The following is a 19,215-nucleotide window of genomic DNA, read 5'->3' on the forward strand; positions in this document are numbered from 1 at the left end:
TCTGGTCCGGACTGCAGCGTCGGCAAGATCACAGTCGCTGTTTTTCCATCCTAGCCCGGTGCGAAGGTTCCCGTTAGGAGCGTTGCCCCGGCGCTGTGAAAACGCTGAGGGTGAACTTCGCAGTGGCGTGGACTGACGTTTCCGCGGCCGTCGACGCAAGGAGCGCGGAGCGCTCGAGATGGTGGCCCGCGGGACCCATGAAGGCGACATCTGCGATGTCCCGCCCGCTGAGATTGAGGTCGACGTCGAGTCGAATGGTGTCCGAGAGAGCGAAATACTCCTGCATGGACTCGGCGAGTCGCTCGTCTTTGCCCGGCTCAATGCCCAGCATTCCGGTCCGTTCCGCAATCTCCCCAAGGTGTCCGTCGCGCGGAGTCACCACGATCACCCGGCCGCCTGGACGCAGCACACGGGCGAATTCCGGGGGATTCCGGGGGGCGAAGACAACGATGAGGGCATCCACCGCGTGGTCCGCGAGCGGCAGGGGGCGCCAGATATCCCACACCAGATTGATGGCGCCCGGATTCAACCTCGCAGCCCGGCGGAGGGCGAACTTCGAAATATCGATGCCGATGGCCACCGCCGGGGTGCGGTCCAGCACTGCGTGCAGGTAGTGGCCGGTGCCGGTCCCCGAATCCAGGACGAGGGATCCCGGCGCCGCCAGGGCCGGGGCCGCAAGCTCCGCGATGGCCTCGGCAAGGGGAGCGTAATGGCCTGCACCCAGGAAATCGTGGCGGGCTGCGACCATCTCGGCGGTGTCGGCCTCGAAGACCGTGCCCTTGCCGCTGAGCAGGTTGAAGTAGCCCTGTTTGGCGGCATCGAAACTGTGGCCGGCGACGCAACCCAGCGAAAACGGCGGCGCCTCGTTCAGGCCGAAAGGCCCCTTGCAGACCGGGCAGCGCAAGGAAGGGACGGCGTCGGAAAGCATATGGACAATCCTACGGTGGCCGGAGTGGCGCATATCGCCCCGGGGTGACTGCCGCTAGGCTCACCAGCGTGAAAGCCGAACAACTCCCGCTGCTGAATTCCGTCTATGCTCCCGCCACCCATCCCGATGGCACGCGCGCCGTCGTGTCGGTCGCCCGGCCCGATTTCGACGCCGATGCCTACGTCGGGCAGCTCTGGAGCGTTCCCTTTGACCGGGCGATGGCACCCCGACGGATCACCCGTGGCTTCCGGGACACCGCACCGGCCTTCTCGCCGGACGGCAGTGTGCTGGCATTCCTGCGGGCGACGCCGGACGGCAAGCCGCAACTGCACGTGGTGGAGGCCGACGGCGGGGAGCCGCAAGCGATCACGGACCAGAAACTGGGCGTCTCCGAATTTTCCTGGGCGCCTGATTCGCGCAGGATTGTGTTCTCCTCGCGGGTTCCCGAAGAAGGCCGCTACGGAACGGTTGACGGCGTCGGCGCGGGCAGCGAAGACGCTCGCATGATCACCGGCAACCAATACAGGCTCAATGGCTTGGGGTACACCGCGGACAAGCCGGCCCAACTGTTCGTCGTCGACGTTCCCGAGCCTGGAATGGAACCTCCCGTGGTTCCCGCCGGGAGGGCCGCCAAGGCCCGCGGGGCCGAAGCGGTTGACCTGGTGCCGCCGGCGGTGCAGTTAACGTTCGGCGACGCCGACCACACCTCGCCGTCGTTCGGTGGCGACGGTGCGAGTGTCTATTTTGTCGCTTCGCTCCACGAAGGGCACGACGCCGATATCGCCTCGGGCATCCATAGCGTCCCCGCCGCGGGCGGGGAGACCACAGCGCTGCGTCCGGACGCTGCGCCGCAGTCCGTCCATGAAGTCTGCGCATCCGCGAACGGTGAATGGCTGTTCTTCACGGCACAGGACCTCGGTGACGACGGCCTGGACTTCGTCGCGCGGAACACGGCACTGTACGCCATGCCGGTCCGGGGAGGCAGCGCAACGATGCTCAGCGACGTCGAAAACCAGGACATCGGCGGCCGCCTCGAAGCTCGTGGAGCGGATGGGGTGCTCGCGCTCAACACGAGCCGTGGGAGCGTCCAGCTGATCCAATGGTCGGCCGACGGCGAGAGCGAGGTCCTCGTCAAGGGGCCACTGGTAGTGATCGGCGCGTCCGCGGCGGGAGACGCCGTGGCTGTCACTTCTGGGGACGCCTCGAGCACCGGCGAGGTCGGCGTTCTGGAAAAGGGCGAATTCCGGTTGCTCACGGACTTCGCCAAGGCGTTCCGGGACGGAGCCACCGTCCTCGAACCGCATGAGTTCACAGCCACCGGCACAGACGGATACCCGGTCCATGGCTGGGCGGTCCTGCCGGAGGGGAACGGCCCCCATCCCGTGCTGCTCACCATCCACGGAGGTCCTTTCGCCCAGTACACGGGTGCCTTCTTCGACGAAGCGCAGGTGTACGCCGAGGCGGGATACGCCGTCCTGATGTGCAACCCGCGCGGTTCCGCCGGATACGGCCAGGCGCACGGTGGAGCCATCAAGGAAAAGATGGGCACCGTGGACATGGCGGATGTGCTGACCTTCCTGGATGGTGCGCTGGAAGCCTTCCCGGCGATGGACAGGGAATCGATCGGCATCATGGGCGGGTCCTACGGCGGATACCTGACTGCCTGGGTCATTGGCCATGAACACCGCTTCAAGGCAGCCATTGTGGAGCGCGGATTCCTCGACCCGGTCAGCTTCGCCGGTTCCTCGGATATCGGATGGTTCTTCGGTGGCCAATACACGGGAGGCTCACCCGAGCAGATGGCTGCCCAAAGCCCCATGGCCGTGGTGACTGAAGTGCGGACGCCCACCCTGGTGATCCACAGCGAAAACGATCTCCGATGCCCGGTTGAACAAGGCCAGCGCTACTTCGCGGCCCTCAAGGCGCAGGGCGTGGAGGCGGCGTTGCTCCTCTTCCCGGGTGAAGACCACGAACTGTCGCGATCGGGCACGCCGCACCACAGGCGGCAGCGTTTCGAGCAGATCCTGGCGTGGTGGGCAAGGCACCTGCCTTCCACCGCAAACCCGCCGCGCGAAACCGGCTCAGTTACGGGTTGAGGAAACCGAGTCCGCTGCGTGCCTCGTCGATACCGGGGTACGCCCAGTGGGCGGAGTACTCTGCATCGTTTGCCAGCGAACGCAGCTCGGCGCGGTCCAGATAGATTCCGCCGTGCAGGTGGTCGGTCTCGTGCTGGACTATCCGGGCCTGCCACCCGGAGAATCCGGCCGAGGCCGAGCTGCCGTCGGGACGCTGGTAGTGCAGGCGGACATCGCGGTGCCGTGTCACCACGGCCTGGAACCCACGCATCGACAGGCAGCCTTCATAGAACGACGCCGTGGATGTCCCCTCGGCCTCGTAGCCGGGATTCAGTATCGCAAAGAAGCCCAGGGGCGTCCTTTGCCGGATCTCCGAGGCAAGAGGGTCAACATCGAAATGGTCTTCGAGCACAGCCAGCTGCAAGGGGATGCCGAGCTGCGGCGCCGCGAGGCCCACGCCGGGAGCGGCGTGCATGACATCCCGCATCCGCTCGATGAGTTGCGCCAGTTCAGTATCGTCGAGCTGGCCGTCAAAGGGCGCTGCGCGCTGGCGCAGCACGGGATGGCCCACCTGCACGATGGGCGGGAGGCCTTCGAGACCGAGTAACTCCTGGACTGCGCTGCGGATTTCCGAGGCAGTAAATGTTGTGTCCGGGCCGGAAGGCAGGGGGCGCGTCTCAAAGTCCATGGATTGAGCTTAGTGTCAGTGCATCGTGAACCGACGGGCAACAAGCTCCGAGAACATCGGCAACGTGATGGCCCGGCCGATCAGGGCGTTCCGTGCGCTGAGGACTTTTGGCGGCAGCGGGCGGCCGAGGGCCATATTCAGGCTGGCCTGCCAGATGGCTTTCTTCGCCGCATGTTGGCGATCCCGCTCGAAACCGGCGAGCTGCTTGCCGGCAGGGCCGGGTTCGGATGTCCGCAACGCTTCGCTGATGATCGGCGCCAAGGCAACGGCGTCCAACCAGCCCAGGTTCATCCCTTGGCCGCCGATCGGGCTGATTTCGTGCGCGGCATCTCCGAGAAGGGCGATCCGTCCGTGGACCATCCGGGAGACCAGCCGCGACGTGACGCCGAAGGCGCTGATCATCGTATTGCTTGCGGAGTCCACCGCACTGCCGGTCCGCCTTTTGATGAGGGCGGCGAGCGCATGCGGAGTGGGTTCCTGGCACGGGGCGCCAAGCCGGACCACCCACCTGCGGATGCCGCCAGGAAGCGGAAAGGACTCCACGATTCCTGCCGGCTCAAGGAAAAGGACCGCGTTCTGGCCGTATTCCGATTCATCCGTGAAATCGCCCATGACGTAGTAGTCGGGATACGTGCGAAGGCGTGGCTCCAGTCCGAGTCCCGCGCGCAGTGCCGAGTGGACGCCGTCGGCCGCCACCACGAAGCGGCCCAGGAACTCCACTGGAGCCCCCGCTTGCTGTCCCCGCAAACGCAGGTGCCCGCCGTCGTCGACGACTTCCTCAACTTGGATCCCTCGGTGGAGGGCATCAGGATCCAGGTCGATGACCCTGGACTCAAGGAACCGGGTGGTGAGGTATTGCGGAACCGAAAGGATGAACGGGTACTCGGCCGAGGCGCGGGCGAAGTCCATGTCGGCGACTTTCCGGCCGCCGCTGTACGCGGCACCATGGCTGATCCGGACGCCCGAAGAGACGAGCGGATGGGCGGCGCCTACGGTGTCCAAAGCGGCCAGGGCGGGAGGATGGATTCCGATGGCGCGGGTCTGGCAGCTCGACGTTGCGCGTCTTTCCAGAACTGCAACGCGATGCCCGTTTTGCAGCAGCAGAGCTGCCATGAACAGCCCGACAGGCCCGGCTCCAACCACCACGACGTCAAACATCGGGGACCTCGCGGGGCCGGTAGACCAACAGGTTGTGCCACATGCCGTTCTCTTCAACAGTCCAGGCCGGGGGAGTGGCGGCACGGAGTTCCATCGCTGTGTAGCTTCGCCTGATGGAGGTGAGGCCGTCACCGCGGATATAGGATCCGATGCCGAGGGGCCAGGATCCGGCCCAGAAGAGCGCGTATGCCAAGCGGTTGCGCTTGAGGTCGTTGTGCAGGGCGAGCCTGCGGCACAAGCGTTCGGAATCGCCGAGGAACGAGTCGAGTTCCGGGGCTGTCAGATGGTGGAGGACATGGTTCGAAATAACGACGTCGAACGTGAGCCCTTCTGACACGAGCTCCGAGCTGAGTGCTTTTCGGTAGCTCACGCCATTCACCGACGGTGCGGAATTCGCAAAATGGAAGGCACGTTCGTCGGGGTCGATTCCGGTGACTTCGAGGCGGTAACCGTCCGCCGCGGCGCGGCGCGCGAGGCTGCGGGCGACGTCTCCACCGCCGCAGCCGATGTCAAGGACCGTGGTGGGCGCCGCCGTCGTGAGCAATGGTTTGATCCGTGAGCTGTAGGTGGCGCGCCAGCCGGACACCACTGCGTTGACGATGGGAAAGCGCGCGTAGCTCCGGTTGAGGCGGTCGAGCTCGCAATCGGGGCGGTCCATGTCTTCGACGGCGGTGACATCCCGTGCGGCGAGGAAACCGTTTGGGCGGGGGTGGGCGCTCATTGCGGAGCCAGCATCAGAGATCCGGGGAAACCCGGGTGAACAGCCCTGTCTCCACGGTGAGGCCGGGGCCGAATGCCATGGAACAAATGCGTTCCTCCCGCTGTGCCGGAGTCTGTTCGAGGATGTGCTTCAACACGAAAAGCACGGTGGCGCTGCTCATGTTGCCGTAGTCGCGAAGGACTTCACGCGCGGGAATCATCTGTTCTTCGGTGAGTTCAAGTTTCGACTCGACTTTGTCGAGGATGCTGCGGCCGCCGGGATGGATGGCCCAATGCCTGATGTCCCGATAGGGGAGTCCGGCCAGGGAAGGGTCCTGCGCAAACAGCGGCTCAAGCGCGCCGGTGATGTGTTCCTCGATGATGTGGGGCACATACGTGCCGAGAACCATTTCGAAGCCTTCGTCGCCGATGTTCCAGGCCATGGCTTCTTCACCGACGGGCGTCAGGACGGTCTCGAAATGATCCAGCCTGATCGCCGGGTCCGGCCCCTCAGGTTCGCGGGACGTCACGACGGCGGCCGCCGCGCCGTCCGCGAAGATCGCCGACCCCATGATGGTGTCCGGATCATTCGAGGTCCGGACGTGGAGTGAGCAAAGTTCCACGCAGATGACCAGGACCACGGCGGAAGGATCGGCCTGGCAAAACTGCCGGGCCGCTCGGAGGGCGGGGAACGCGGCGTAACAACCCATGAAGCCAAGGTGATAGCGCTGCACGGCCGGACTGAGCCCGAGGGCCCGGACCACTTTATAGTCGGGGCCGGGATTGAAAAATCCTGTGCAGGAAACAGTAATGACATGAGTTATGTCAAGCAAATCGATATCCGGACATTTCCCCACAGCGGCTTTGGCAGCCTCAATAAACAATTTGGTGGCTTCGACGGCAAAAATTTCATTGCGGACCTTGGTGCTGGGGCTAAGGACACGCCCCGTGGCGGGGTCGAAGAACGACGGATTCTCGGAATGATTATCAAGGGACAATTCGGCGACGGCGGTGAACCGGGTATCGATCGCTGCTGAATCGAAGCAGGTTCGCACCAATCGGGATCCAAGCCGCGTCAGGCCGGGTTGGGAAGCAAAAACGTCGCGTGCTTGTGGTTGCACAAGCACTGTGGGCGGTACTGCAGTTTCCAGAGACCTCACGTAGACCGGCATGCTTCATTGTTGGCGACGAAGATGCCGTTGACAATGGCAAAGCGTGGATATGTGGACGTTTTGAGGGGCATCGGCTGTTTCCGGGGAGCCGCACCTCGACCGGTTTCCGGGTTTTCAAAGGTTCTGCGTCACAAATTGAGGCGACGGGCTACTAGGTCTAGTAGCAGCCCATTTGTCCGTTTCGCTGAGCTCATCGAGCGGCTGGACGGCAACAGGGCGGTCCTTAGTGCATTTGGGGAGGTGCGCAGGTATGCAGGGGGATCTGGATGTCGCGGATGCGCGTGTCAGGGTGAACCGGTTGCGTCTGCGCCTGGCTGAGCTTGACCGCCAGGTGGGCGTGGTTGACCGTTTGCTCGGCCAAGTCGTGAAGCTTGCTTTGGAGTTGTATGAGGCGAGGGCGTGGAAGGCCTTTGGCCTGAGTACGTGGGCTGAGCTGGTGGATGCTGAGCAGCTGATCCTTCCTAGCCTGAGAGGCAATGCCCGGGTGAGTGTCGCCATGGAGTTGGCGGCCGGAAACTTGTCGTTGCGTGCCATCGCCCCGGTTCTAGGCGTGTCTCATGGGACCGTGAAGACCTTACTCGCCAAGGGCGTTGCCGAGGGTGGAACGCTGCCGTCCGTGAGATTGTCACTGGACGGCAAAATACGCCGCATTACACCCGCAGTACCAAGATCAGGCGAACTGGGTCACCCGGATTCCGACCCTGCTTCCAACTCTGATTCCAGCGAGGGAGTTTTCGATGTGGAGGGCTTCCTGGCGGATGTCGGTGCCTTGGGCGTGGATCGCGGTCCTTCCGACGCGGCCGTGCTGGCGGAACTCCAGCTGCGGGAGTTGATGAACTCCATCCGGAATATGGGGGCCTCTGAGCTTGTTGTCCAGCGCCTGGCCGAGGCGCATCCCGCACGACGACGCCGGCTGGCTGCCCAGTTCAACGCGGCCGCGGAGCTGATGAGCGATGTTGCGAAGCAGTGGGGTGTTGCAGCGTGAGTCCCGGAGTCCATAGCCGGTTTTCGACGTCAGCCGAACGGGACGCCTTTCTGAGGGGCCTGGTAGCCAGATGGCAACGGGAAGACCAGAGCGGTCCATCCGCCCGGGAGTTGTTCGGTTCATTTCTTCCGGCGCTTCTGTCCCCTTTCCAGCACGAGTTTCCCTCGATTGCACCCGAAGATCCATTGTTCTACGCCACGGAAGTTCTTTGCGACAGCGGGATCCCCGCGGACGTTCCGGCTTGCGCATGGCTGCTGACGGTTGTCCGCAACGAGCTCCGAACCTGGACGGTGACCCAGCGCCACTGGCTCTCCGAGCGGGATGTCCGGGACGGCGTGTGGGCGGATGTGAAGAAGAACCAGGCACTGGGGGAGGGGGCGCCGCTGGTGTCGGTCTACGGACAGGAGTGCGAGTGGCCTCAGATTCCGTTCACCCTGTTGCATATCCCCACTGGTACATCATCTCTCTGGGACGAACTCAAGGCGTTGTTGATCAGGGCCGGCTGGGATCGCGACGTAGCCGAGCAGGGCCTGCAGGTGATCGAACAACGAGCGTCCCGGCACGTGGAGGAGATCTCCTTCGGATCAGAGCCGGGGGCCGCGCTCTCCCGTTTGGAATCGAACAGGGCTTTGAGCTGCGTGCCCAGGGGCCATAAGAGAGCGCTCGTTGACTTCGTCTGCAGCGAACGAGGCTACCTCTGGGGCCGCCTCCACGGAATTTCCCCTGTCAACGCCCTTGCCCTGCCCGGGGTCCGGGAGGCGTTGGAATCGCTGGTTTGGAATAAGGCGAGACCCAAGAATGCCCGGACTAGGAGCTACCCGTCACTAAACATGCAGTCCCGGGAGGATATCCCGGCATGACTTAGCCAGCTCGTTCTGGACTGGAGTGATGAGTCATGGCCAGGGGATTGCGGTGGCGATGGTGTTGTTGGCGAACTGAGTGTGCCCGGCTATTGCCACGAAGGGGCTGGCGAGATCGCAGGTGACGACCCGGAGCAGGGGTGGGCCGTCGGTGGCAAACGTATCTGCGGGCAAGGACGTTTTGGCCAGCGATTCGAGGCCGACGATCTTGTACCGGCACGTCACGCCGGCCTTGTCGGATACGTAGAGGGGCATGCCCTTGGTCACCCGAACGAGGGAAGCCATCGGCGCCAACGACCCATCCCGGAAGTTGACGTGCCCGGCCAGCAGGGTCGACCCCTTTGTGGCACACACAGCGGCGGACCCTGTATAGTGGGCGGCTTTGGAGGCATCGGGGACCACCATGTAGCCGGAATCGTCGCGGCCTTCGTCCACGAGCCCTACTTCGAGGTCTACGCCCGGGATGGAGAGCGTGTCAGGAGGAAGGCTGGGGATCGCGGCCGGGCCAATGTAGGTGTCCGGTTCGGCGGAAGTAAACGCCGACACGACAGGTACCGGTTGAGCCGGCGGGGGAGCGGGCGGTGCTGTGAAAGCCAGGACGCCTGCGGTGGCTCCGGCCACGCCAAAAGAGACTACGGCAGTCAGTGCAACGCAGCTCCGCCGGGCGCGGGAATGGTTGCGGGTCTGAATCATCGGACTTTCCTTGGTTGTTAGGCGGGGCACCCGGTGATCAGCCTGGGTGGCTGGACCGGGGTGCCCCGCGTCAATTTGGTGGGGCCCGCCAAGGGGCGTTATTCGGCGTGTTCGTCCGGATACACGGCGGGTGTTTTAGCTCCGCGGTTATCGAAACGCCTGCGGTAGAAGAGCCCTGCTCCTGCGAGGAGAGCCAGTGCGAGGGTGCTGGTGCCTGCGATCAGCAGCGGCACGTTCGGCCCGGCCTCCGGTGCAGGCGCGGACGCGAAGCCGGTGTTGATCATCAGGGCCGGCTTGTTCGGTGTAACAGTGACTGCTTCGGGGAAGGCGATGACGGTTTCGTTCTTTTCGCCGCAGTTGCCCTTGTGCAGTTGGGCGGTGAATGGTTCCTTGCCTTGGCCCTTGTCGATGGTCAGGTTGAGTTCCTCGACGTACCCGTAGGTGCCTTTGTGGGCGATGGTGTGGCTCGGGTAGGTGATGTCACCTGTATTGGTGACGTCCTGGTCCGTGGAGGTCCAGGACGGGTTGGCGCAGACGGCCTGGGCGGATCCGTCGGTCGAGTCGCCAAACTTGTACTGGTTCACTTTGGTGGTGACTTTGATGCCGGTGCCGGAGGGGATGGTGCCCGAGATCATTCCGATGTCGTGAGCCACGAGCGGAACGGTGCCGTTCTCCGAGGCTTTGGTGACAATCGAAGGTTTCTCGACCGGGAAGGTTTCGTTGGGCAGCAGTTCCTTGCCGTCCCAGGCCTTGGTGGACTCGGTACCGTCGATCTTCTCGGAGAAGTACAGATTGGCTTTCAGGCCTTTGGCCCACTTCTCGGCGACGATCTTTTCCCATGGAACCTCGACGGCGGCGGTCCTGAATTCGCCGTTGCCGGTGACCTTCGTCGTGACGGTACCGATGACCTCGGCATCGGCCGGGGCGGTGTCGGTGCCGCCGGCAATCGGGGACGCGGAGGTCAGGACCAGATCCGTGGTCACGGAGAGTTCCTTTCCGGGCTCGTTGCCGGTCACGGTGACGACGTCGTGGACCTTGCCGTCTTCAATGATCGATGCCTTGGTCGCGACCTCGGGCTGGTATTTCCGGATCGTCTCCTCATTCGGGTCGTTGAAGCCAGCCGTCCAATCAGCACGGAAGTACTGTTGCAATTCCGCCGGCTGGGCCGCCTTGGAGAAACGGGCCACCGGATAGTAATAGCCGGCCTTGTCCGCCGTCTCGTCAGCGGTCACCGTGACGTCGCCCGGTCCCGTCGCGGTGACCGTCCCGGAGGCAACCTTCACCGCGGTGGAAGGGACTTGGGCGGCGGGGGTGAGTTTGACCTGGCTGTAGTACCAGTCGACGTCGAAGCGGGCCGGTACGCTACCACCGTTCACGAACGCCCAGTCATTGGGGCTTCCCGTGGACGTATTCACGTGCAGGACGTCCACCAGGGGCTGGCCGCCCTCCACATATCGGCGAGCTGTCGAGGTTGCTACGGGCTGAAAATCGAAGATCACTTTGGCATCGGCCGACGTGCCCGCGACGGGTTGGGCCCCGCCTGCAACGAGAAGGTTCTGGAACCCGGGCACCGAATAGGTTGTAGCTGACACCCCGGGTGCGTCGATCGTCAGTGTGACGGACACGGTTCCGTTTCCTGTAGCCGCGAAGCCGAGTTGATCTCCGGTGCGGACGTTGACTGCCTGGGAGTTCGTTCCTGACCACACCGCAGGGCCGTTCAGAACTGCGCGGGCCGAGAAGCCGCTCAGCTTGTTTCCGGCCGCGGAAACCAGTTCCGTCGAGGTGACTGTGCCGCCGCGACCGTTAGCGTCCATCGAGAGTTTGGGTTTCGTGGAATACGGACCGGAATTGGCCCGAGCGTCGGCCAGCATCGCGGCGGCCTGTGCGCGGACGGCTGGCAGCTGCGGATCAGATGAGTCCCGGAGATTAGCGTAGGGAGCCCCGTTGCCGTTCCACGGTACGTTGAACTTAGGGTCGGCTTCTTGGTGAGCGAGATAAGCCAATGCGGGGTGGTTGGCAGGGTCACCCTGGTATTTCTGGATCGCGTAGTTGAGTTGCGGGTTACCCAAGGAGCCCACCGCCCCGGAGCCAGCCGGCCCGGCCGGGATCCCGACGTCGAAACAGAAGGCCAGTGGATCTCCAGCGGCGCCGTTCAAGTTCAGGGATCCCAGCCACATCGACCAATCCCCGAACGCCCTGACCGGCGGGGCCTGGACTGTGATGCCCGATCGATGCATGCCCGACAGGTCACTTGCGGCGTGCGCCGCTGGTGCCGCCAGGATGCCACCGGTTCCGACGGCGGACAGGGTCAGTGCGCCGGCGGCTGCCAAGGCACCGGTCTTGAAGAACGCCCGCCAGTTCCTTGCCCGTCCCGGTGGGTTGCCGGGACCTCGTTTGAATCTTCTTTGGCTCACTTATGTTCCCTTCTCTTCAACCGCGCCCATAGACGCGATGACCACGCTTCGTGTGGTCCTGTTTGTAGAGAGCCGGACAAATCGCAATCCGCGAGAAGGGTTTGGTTTTCAGCTGTCAGTTTTTGAGGGAGACGTTTTTCAGGACCTTCAACTGTCAAAAATTTGACAGTTGAACCACTGGCTTCGCGCGAACCTCTTTTCATTTGTCCAAGGACATCCAGGCTGGTGTTTCCGGTAGCCGGCACCTGTGAGTTTTGTGAGTTTGGTCGTGGGGGAGTAGCCAAGGGATTAGGCCGATGACGGCCACGGGTGTGAGTTTGGCGCGTTCGCACAAGTTCCGAGCCGTGCGCCCTGGTGGCGTACAGCTTGCTAAAGAAGGGTTGTGAGCTGTTGTCCGAAGACGGTTGCATCGCCAGCGGAAAGCGCCGGTTAGGTCAAGGATCGGGAGTTCCTGTCTGTTCTCAACGTAGCTATCAGTCGCGACGTCGGAACTGACAGGTTGGTTGAGACGACAACAGACTCGATGCGTCTCATCCGGGTCAGTTCCGCGTGTTTGGCCATGCCGCGGGCAGTTCGGTTCTGGTGGAAATCCGGCGGCCCATCGTTCGTATCACTTGTGAAGTACAGATGTCGTGACGGTGCTCGTGGCGTGTGTATGGCGAATGCGAAAACTGACATATCTGTAATGAGAACGCACAGTTCACGCAGCCGCTTCCGCTCCCATTGTTTTAACGCCGATAATCTACATTATGTAAAGTAGTACTCTGCGTATCTCATCCCCAATGCCCCTGGCTCTTTCCCGGAACACGAGCCGGCCAGCCTCTTCACCCGAACACTATTATGGACAGGCTCCGCAGCCTCGGTATCGACCTCCGCGGCGCACGAAACACCGCCCTCGACGAACATCTCCTAGCCTCACCGCCGCCACTGGTCGCCGACGCCCTCGGATACAGCCACCAAATCGCGTTCCTCCACGCCGACGCAGCAGGCGACGCATGGTCCCGCTACGTCAACCTCCGGGCCAAACCCTGAACGAAGAAGGATAGGGACCAACTTAGGAAAAGTCAGAATCCGTCCTCGTCTTCTTCGATTGCAGCCACATGACCAAATAGGCAACCGCAAGCACCACTGAGAGAACAGCGAGGATGAGATGCAGATAATCAGGTGTCCCTCGCGAAAAATCAACAGCGGTCCATGAGAGCCAAAGAACGCTATCTATCGACCAAAAAATTGTCCAAAACACCAAGACTCGGCGGCTGGGCCTTGGAGCCTTCTTCCCAGGCTCTGTCAGACCCATCATGTCTGTCATCCGCAACCATGCGTTACGCCGCCCGCTACCGGTCATGGCCCAACGGTAACCTCCGCTGAAATGCTTGGGAATAGCTGCCGGGGAGACGAAGCCACAGTGAATACGCCCGGTTTCAATCCGCAGGGATACCACTAGAAGTGATTATTGCGCCTGATGCATGATCATCCTCCTCCTCCTCGCCTACCTGTTCCTGCGTGGATCGACTGGATGCTGTCCTGTCTTGTCTAGGGTGTGGTCACGAACCACCGTGGTAGGTTCTTGACCATGCCATCCAGCCTGCCAGGACGAACAAAGACGCATGCCGCCAGGATCGCTGAAATCGAGAACGCGCAGGTACCTGACCGTCAAGGGGCTGCTTCCCTGACCATTCGGCAGTTACTAGATCACTTCCGCGTCCCAGGTGTCAGCGTGGCTGTCATTGACAACTTCGAGGTCGCATGGACTAAATCGTGGGGCACAGCTGACGCGCAATCCGGTGCGCCTGCGACAAACGAAACGCTCTACCAGGCAGCCTCGATCAGCAAGCCAGTGGCGGCTATGGCATCCCTGAAGGCATCCCTGAACGGGTTGTTCGATCTAGACCAGGACGTCAACACCATCCTTAAGAGCTGGACGCTGCCCGATGATCCTTTCAATGGTGGCCCCGCTGTCACCCCGCGGATGCTTATGAGCCACACCTCCGGCCTCGGAGACGGGTTTGGGTTCCCCGGCTATGAACCCGGCGAACCGCTGCCCACTGTCCTGCAAATCCTCGACGGCCATGCACCTTCGTCCCTACCCGCAGTGCGGCTCGTACGGCCGGCTATGACGGCCTACCAGTACTCTGGCGGCGGCATTGAGATCGAGCAGCTCATGCTCACCGACACTGTAGGAGAACCCTTCACACAGATCATGCACGACTGGATCCTGGAGCCCATCGGCATGACCAACAGCACCTTCGAGCAGCCCCTACCGGCCAAGTTCGAACACCAGGCCGCGCGCGCCCATGACGAGACGGGCGCGGCAATGGGTGTGCCGTGGCACGTCTATCCGGAGCAGGCTGGAGCTGGATTATGGTCTACACCGGGCGACCTTGCCAGATTCCTGATCGAGGTACAGAAGACACTCGCGGGACGATCCACAATGATCCTGGACCGCACCACGATGCGAAACATGATCACACCGGTCGGCGTAGGGCCCTTCGCGGTTGGATTCGTCGTAGCGCAGAAGGGTGACGGTTGGTACTTCGAGCACGACGGCGAAAACTGGGGTTTCAAGGCCCGAGTCATCGCTCATGTCGCCAAAGGCAACGGAGCCGTGATCATGACCAACGGTCACAACGGTCGGCCCCTTATTGAGGAAATCCAAGCCCGGATCGCCGAATCTTACGACTGGGACCGACTCGTAAACTAGCTGCCCCTTCGCCAGCTTCCATCTTCAGGGGGTTCGATGAAGCATTCGCGATTTTGGCAAAACAGTTTTTGCCTAGTGTTTCTCGGTCTGCTAATGACTTCTTGTGCATCGGGTCCGGTGGGCAAAACCGGGCCGGACGTCACAACTATCTCCCCGACCATTTCCACGCCTCCCCTGGTGACATGTAAATCGTTCTTCCCCTCCGCCCCATGTTCGCAATATGTCAGCATTTCGGGCACATCCGACGGTGCTACCCTGCCGTGGGTGGCGACAGGCGGGATAAAAGTGGAACTGTATTCAGTCAACGGGGAGCTCCAGTTCGCGGCGAAGACCCCTTGCAATTCGATCAGTGGACCGGCGACGATCACAGGGAACACCCTCACACTCGGTAAACTCGCAGCTGGGGCAATGGGCTGCGCCGGCGAGTCTTCTGCGCAGGAGCAATGGGTCACGCAATTCCTAAGTCGCCCCATCGAAATGTCGTTCGTCCAAGACACGCTGACTTGGACGACTGGGACAGACACCCTCAGCTTCAAAAGCAAATAGCAGCCGCAATATTCACGCCTGATCCCGTCTACACAGCAGCTACCTCAGAACACATCCTCCGGTTCCACCGTAGACGTTGCGTATTCAGGACGCCCGGCAGGCCGATATGACTGGATGGTGATGCCACGGGATGTCGTCCGCGAATTGAGCAGCTCGAGCGCGAGGTCCGGACCGGATTCGGGGAACAAACGTTTGCCCTGGCCGACCACCACGGGATAGGTGAGCAAATCGAGCTGGTCCACCAGGTTGTTCGCGAGCAGCCATCGGACCAGGACACCGCTGCCCGGGACCAGCAGCTCGCCGTCGTGATCGGCCTTCAGCTCAGCGATCGCCGTGGCGAGGTTGCCGGCTAGGACTGTGGTGCCCGACCATTGCGGGTTGGTGAGGCTGGCAGACGCCACGTACTTGGGCCGACTGTTCAACGCGGCAGCGATCGGGTTGGTGCTCGGATCGATCATCGCTCCCCAATAAGGGGCGAAAATCTCGTACGTCCGCCGCCCGAAGAGGAACGCGGACGCACCCCCGTAAACCTGGCTGAGGTAGTCCCCCGTTTCCGGATCGAGAAGCGGTATGGCCCATCCCCCGCGGTCAAAGCCGCCTCTGCGATCTTCGTCGGCGCCGCCCAAGCCCTGCATCACGCCGTCTACCGAGACGTTTGTCGTCGTCGTCAACCTCATGTCGTTTCACCCCGTCGAACAACGGTCGCGGACACCTTCTGGATCCACGCTACTCGCCCTCATTGTCCCAAGTCTTAACGCCCTTGTCCGAGTACCGCCGTCGAATGAGGGCGACTCCGTGCGACGATAACCGCATGGAACAGACTCCGGATGTACTCCGCTATGCCGCTTTTACTGCCACGCCCGACGGCGGAAATCCGGCGGGAGTGGTCCTCGACGCAAGCAGCCTCGACGACGCCGGGATGCAGGCCATCGCTTCCGACATCGGTTACGCGGAAACGGTCTTTGTCACCGAGATCGCCGTTGGCGGGGACACCCGCCGAAACCGCGTGCGGTACTTCTCCCCCATCGCCGAGGTACCGTTTTGCGGCCACGCGACCATCGCTTTGGCTGTCGCGCTGTCAGGACGCGACGGTGCGGGAACCTTTGTGTTCGATACAGCGGTTGGGCCAGTGGAGATCGGGACGGCGTCACACGGCGCAACTGTGACAGCAAGCTTCACGAGCGTGGAGCCGCGAATCGCCGAGTTCGCCGACGGTGTTCTGGACTCCGTGCTCGGATTGCTCGGCGTGGGCCAAGGCGAACTGCACCCGGGCTACCCTCCGATGGTCGCCTTTGCCGGAAACTGGCACCCCCTTCTCGTCTTCGCTGAACGCAGCACCTTCGACTCCTTCGTTTTCGACCCGGATGCAATGCGCACGCTGATGGATGCCCAGGGTTGGGCCGGCACTGTCACGACGCTCTGCGAGATCGGTGGCGGCGAGTTCGACTCGCGCAACCTGTTCCCCGTCGGAACCATCACTGAGGATCCCGCGACGGGTTCAGCCGCCGCGGCTTTCGGCGCATACCTCCGGCTGCTTTCGCTCGTGGAGACGCCAAGCCGGGTCATTGTTCATCAAGGCAGCCACGTCGGCCGCCCGAGCGTCCTCACCGTCGACATTCCGTCCCAGGGCGGGATCGTCGTCAGTGGCGAAGCCGTGGAGATTGCCGAGCCCTGAGCAATCCAGACCCGGCCACATAGATAGTAAGGCAACCTTTTCAGTTTGCCTTACTATCTGGTAGCGTCGTTGGTATGAACCCCACCCCGGATGCGGACGCGGCAGGCACGCTCGAAGCTGCCGCAGAGCTTCGTGTCCTCATTGGCCAGTTGACCCGACGGCTGCGTGAGCAGTCCCAAGTGGACAACCTGACGAATGCGCAAAAGGCCGTGCTGATCCACTTGGAACGGGACGGCCGGGCCACGTTGTCCGCGCTGGCCCGAGCCGAGGGAATGCGTCCCCAATCCATGGGAGCGATCATTTCCGCCCTTTCCAGCGCGGGACTCGTTGAGAGCGGACCTGATCCGGCCGATGGCCGTCAGCGGATCCTGTCCCTGACAGCCGAGGCCCGGGAGAGCATCAGCGCCAGCCGCGCAGCCAAAGCTGATTGGCTTTACCGCACCATCCTGTCCAAACTCACGCCGGACGAACGGGAACGGTTGCCCGGCGCCATTAACCTACTCAAACGCCTTTTGGAGCCGTGATACACATGACCATCACCACGTTGGACCCACAGACAGCCCTCATCGTTGTTGACCTTCAGCGGGGCATTGTTGCCTCCCCGAAAGCCCACCCACTCGAGCCGGTAGTGCAAAATTCCGCCGCCCTGGCGGATGCCTTCCGCAGCCACGGACTGCCCGTGGTGCTGGTGAACGTCACCGGCGGCGCACCGGGCCGCACAGATCAAGGCAGCACCGCGGGAAGGGAGTTCCCCGCCGATTTCGCCGAGCTGCTGCCTGAACTGAACCAGCAACCAAGCGATCACCTTGTGACGAAGAAAACGTGGGGTGCCTTCACCAACACTGGGCTTGGCGCGCTCCTGGAGGACCTCGGTGTCACCCAAGTGGTGCTGACCGGTGTCGCCACAAGCATTGGCGTGGAATCCACCGCGCGGAGCGCCCACGAAGCCGGCCTCAACGTCACCTTGGCCCTCGACGCGATGACCGACATGAACATGAACGCCCACGAGAACTCCGTCACGACGATTTTCCCCCGCCTGGGCGAGACCGGAACGACCCAAGAAATCCTGGACGTGCTCAAAGCCTCACGGTCGTGACAGCGCGGGACCCGGCCCCACCTTCGAGTCCGTCCGCTGATGCGGACAACCAGCCGCTGACTCCCCCGCTGAACCCGGCCGGTGCTCCGGCTTCCGCACAAGGACAACGGCACTCGAACCCGCTGGGCTGGAGGTTCACGGCACCGCTGCTGCTTGGCTCCACCCTGAACCCGATCAACAGCTCGATGATCGCCACCGCGCTGGTTGGCATCGGGACTGACTTTCGCTCAAGTCCGGGAGCCACCGCCGGGCTCATATCCGTCCTGTATCTGTGCAGCGCAGTGGCCCAACCGACCATGGGGAAACTCTCCGTCCTCTTTGGGCCCAGACGGGTGTTCCTCTCCGGCGTCGCTATCCTTTTGGCGGCCGGCGTCGTCGGAGTCCTTGCCCCGAATCTCGGGGTGCTACTTATTTCGCGGGCACTCATCGGCGTCGGGACCTCAGCGTGCTACCCGACGGCGATGGCGCTGGTCCGCCGGCGGGCCGACGAGTCCGGCATCGGCGTGCCGGGCCGCGTCCTGGGCAACTTTTCGATCGCAGCCCAAGTGACCGCCGTCGTCGGATTGCCCTTGGGTGGGGTGCTGGCGGGCGCGTTCGGCTGGCGGGCATTGTTCGCAGTCAACATACCGCTGGCCCTCCTGGCATTCACCTTCACTTTGCTCGGCGTGGCCAAGGACGCCCCGGTCCGCAAACAGGGCTTGGGCAGCCTGCTCACCATGCTGGACCTGCCCGGGATAGCCCTCTTCGCCGGTGCAATCGTCTCGCTGCTGGTGTTCCTCTCGGCGCTCACGACGCCGGTCTGGTGGCTTGCCGCGCTGGCCGTGGTGCTGGCGGGGGCGCTGCTGGTGCGGGAACGCCACGCACGCAGTCCGCTGATCGACGTCCGGATGCTGGGCAGGAACAGACCGCTGCAGCGTACGTACCTTCGTTCGATCCTGGCCGCGTTGGCTACATACACATCGATGTATGGCGCCAGCCAGTGGATGGAACAAAGCATGGGGCTGCACGCCGCGACCGTGGGGTTGATTCTGATTCCGCTGAGCCTGCTGAGCATCGTCGTAGCGCGGGTCGTCTCCGGTCGTGCCTGGGTCCGTTGGCCTTTGATCCTTGCCGGCGTCGCTTTGACACTCTCCGCAGGGGTGATGCTGCTGGTGAACCACGGCTCCAGCGTCGCGTTGCTCATCGGAATGACCTTGCTGCTGGGCCTGACCAACGGCTTCAGCAGTTTCGCCAATCAGGCGGCGTTGTACCTTCAAACGACTGCCGCGGAGATCGCGGTGGCCTCGGGATTGCTGCGGACGTCGATGTACCTGGGCGCGATCGGTTCCTCCAGCGTCATCGGCATCGCCTTCGGAACGTCGGCCACCGACGCAGGCTTCCATACTTTGGCCTGGATCCTGGTCGCCATCGGGGCATCGATGGTACTCCTGACGGCGTTTGACCGCAGCGTTCCGGCCGTCGCCGCGGAGCATTGAGCCAAAAATTGTGTTCCCCGCCACCGCATTAAGGTTCCGTTAAGAACATT

The 19,215-nt window shown here is 62.9% G+C and carries 18 protein-coding genes; 10 read left to right on the forward strand and 8 right to left on the reverse strand.

Annotated elements, in window-relative coordinates:
• Window positions 1-73: 73 nt before the first annotated feature.
• The gene (locus ACSBOX_RS09670) at window positions 74-928 is read right to left on the reverse strand and encodes a methyltransferase domain-containing protein (protein WP_442545792.1); all 855 of its coding nucleotides are present in this window, start codon (window positions 926-928) and stop codon (window positions 74-76) included.
• A gap of 68 nt (window positions 929-996) precedes the next feature.
• On the opposite strand from ACSBOX_RS09670, the gene ACSBOX_RS09675 reads away from it, so the two are divergent.
• Window positions 997-3,024, forward strand: coding sequence for a S9 family peptidase (locus ACSBOX_RS09675; protein ID WP_442545793.1), 2,028 nt, complete (start codon window positions 997-999; stop codon window positions 3,022-3,024).
• Here the strand turns inward: ACSBOX_RS09675 and ACSBOX_RS09680 are convergent.
• Genes ACSBOX_RS09680 through ACSBOX_RS09695 form a run of 4 tightly spaced genes read right to left on the reverse strand, consistent with a single transcriptional unit; the run spans window position 3,014 to window position 6,720 of the window.
• Entirely contained in the window at window positions 3,014-3,691 is a 678-nt protein-coding gene (locus ACSBOX_RS09680; protein WP_442545794.1) for a peptide deformylase, read from the reverse strand. The two genes, ACSBOX_RS09675 and ACSBOX_RS09680, sit on opposite strands and share 11 nt — an antisense overlap.
• 15 nt (window positions 3,692-3,706) lie before the next feature.
• Complete coding sequence (locus ACSBOX_RS09685) at window positions 3,707-4,849, reverse strand: FAD-dependent oxidoreductase (protein WP_442545795.1); 1,143 nt, start codon at window positions 4,847-4,849, stop codon at window positions 3,707-3,709.
• Window positions 4,842-5,570, reverse strand: a complete 729-nt coding sequence (locus ACSBOX_RS09690) for a class I SAM-dependent methyltransferase (protein WP_442545796.1) — start codon at window positions 5,568-5,570, stop codon at window positions 4,842-4,844. Before ACSBOX_RS09690 ends, ACSBOX_RS09685 begins: the two co-directional genes overlap by 8 nt.
• A gap of 13 nt (window positions 5,571-5,583) precedes the next feature.
• Window positions 5,584-6,720: a type III polyketide synthase gene (locus ACSBOX_RS09695; RefSeq protein WP_442545797.1), complete on the reverse strand. Its 1,137-nt coding sequence runs from the start codon at window positions 6,718-6,720 to the stop codon at window positions 5,584-5,586.
• Window positions 6,721-6,970: 250 nt separating this feature from the next.
• On the opposite strand from ACSBOX_RS09695, the gene ACSBOX_RS09700 reads away from it, so the two are divergent.
• The gene (locus tag ACSBOX_RS09700; RefSeq protein WP_442545798.1) at window positions 6,971-7,705 is read left to right on the forward strand and encodes a hypothetical protein; all 735 of its coding nucleotides are present in this window, start codon (window positions 6,971-6,973) and stop codon (window positions 7,703-7,705) included.
• Window positions 7,706-7,890: 185 nt separating this feature from the next.
• On the forward strand, window positions 7,891-8,565 hold the full coding sequence (locus ACSBOX_RS09705; protein WP_442545799.1) for a hypothetical protein: 675 nt from the start codon (window positions 7,891-7,893) through the stop codon (window positions 8,563-8,565).
• 33 nt (window positions 8,566-8,598) lie between these two features.
• Here the strand turns inward: ACSBOX_RS09705 and ACSBOX_RS09710 are convergent, their stop codons facing one another.
• Window positions 8,599-9,258, reverse strand: a complete 660-nt coding sequence (locus tag ACSBOX_RS09710) for a class F sortase (protein ID WP_442545800.1) — start codon at window positions 9,256-9,258, stop codon at window positions 8,599-8,601.
• A gap of 98 nt (window positions 9,259-9,356) precedes the next feature.
• The gene (locus tag ACSBOX_RS09715; protein WP_442545801.1) at window positions 9,357-11,672 is read right to left on the reverse strand and encodes a hypothetical protein; all 2,316 of its coding nucleotides are present in this window, start codon (window positions 11,670-11,672) and stop codon (window positions 9,357-9,359) included.
• A gap of 840 nt (window positions 11,673-12,512) precedes the next feature.
• Between ACSBOX_RS09715 and ACSBOX_RS09720 the strand changes: the two genes are divergently transcribed.
• The 3 genes from ACSBOX_RS09720 to ACSBOX_RS09730 all read left to right on the forward strand — a co-directional run bounded on the left by ACSBOX_RS09720 (window position 12,513) and on the right by ACSBOX_RS09730 (window position 14,919).
• Entirely contained in the window at window positions 12,513-12,704 is a 192-nt protein-coding gene (locus ACSBOX_RS09720; RefSeq protein ID WP_442545802.1) for a hypothetical protein, read from the forward strand.
• Between the two features lie 685 nt (window positions 12,705-13,389).
• Window positions 13,390-14,373 (forward strand): serine hydrolase domain-containing protein, encoded by a 984-nt coding sequence (locus ACSBOX_RS09725; RefSeq protein WP_442545803.1) that lies wholly within the window; start codon window positions 13,390-13,392, stop codon window positions 14,371-14,373.
• Window positions 14,374-14,466: 93 nt separating this feature from the next.
• The gene (locus ACSBOX_RS09730) at window positions 14,467-14,919 is read left to right on the forward strand and encodes an META domain-containing protein (RefSeq protein WP_442546009.1); all 453 of its coding nucleotides are present in this window, start codon (window positions 14,467-14,469) and stop codon (window positions 14,917-14,919) included.
• Between the two features lie 44 nt (window positions 14,920-14,963).
• Here the strand turns inward: ACSBOX_RS09730 and ACSBOX_RS09735 are convergent, their stop codons facing one another.
• Complete coding sequence (locus tag ACSBOX_RS09735) at window positions 14,964-15,596, reverse strand: dihydrofolate reductase family protein (RefSeq protein ID WP_442545804.1); 633 nt, start codon at window positions 15,594-15,596, stop codon at window positions 14,964-14,966.
• Between the two features lie 134 nt (window positions 15,597-15,730).
• Here ACSBOX_RS09735 and ACSBOX_RS09740 point away from each other — a divergent pair, with 134 nt between their 5' ends.
• The 4 genes from ACSBOX_RS09740 to ACSBOX_RS09755 all read left to right on the forward strand — a co-directional run bounded on the left by ACSBOX_RS09740 (window position 15,731) and on the right by ACSBOX_RS09755 (window position 19,165).
• Window positions 15,731-16,594, forward strand: a complete 864-nt coding sequence (locus ACSBOX_RS09740; RefSeq protein ID WP_442545805.1) for a PhzF family phenazine biosynthesis protein — start codon at window positions 15,731-15,733, stop codon at window positions 16,592-16,594.
• 74 nt (window positions 16,595-16,668) lie between these two features.
• Window positions 16,669-17,118, forward strand: a complete 450-nt coding sequence (locus ACSBOX_RS09745) for a MarR family winged helix-turn-helix transcriptional regulator (RefSeq protein ID WP_442545806.1) — start codon at window positions 16,669-16,671, stop codon at window positions 17,116-17,118.
• 5 nt (window positions 17,119-17,123) lie between these two features.
• Window positions 17,124-17,690 (forward strand): cysteine hydrolase family protein, encoded by a 567-nt coding sequence (locus ACSBOX_RS09750; protein ID WP_442545807.1) that lies wholly within the window; start codon window positions 17,124-17,126, stop codon window positions 17,688-17,690.
• A complete protein-coding gene (locus ACSBOX_RS09755; RefSeq protein WP_442545808.1) occupies window positions 17,687-19,165 on the forward strand; it encodes an MFS transporter in 1,479 nt (492 codons plus the stop codon). Before ACSBOX_RS09750 ends, ACSBOX_RS09755 begins: the two co-directional genes overlap by 4 nt.
• Window positions 19,166-19,215 lie beyond the last annotated feature (50 nt).

Source organism: Arthrobacter sp. KN11-1C, from assembly GCF_052180225.1.
GTDB lineage: Bacteria > Actinomycetota > Actinomycetes > Actinomycetales > Micrococcaceae > Arthrobacter.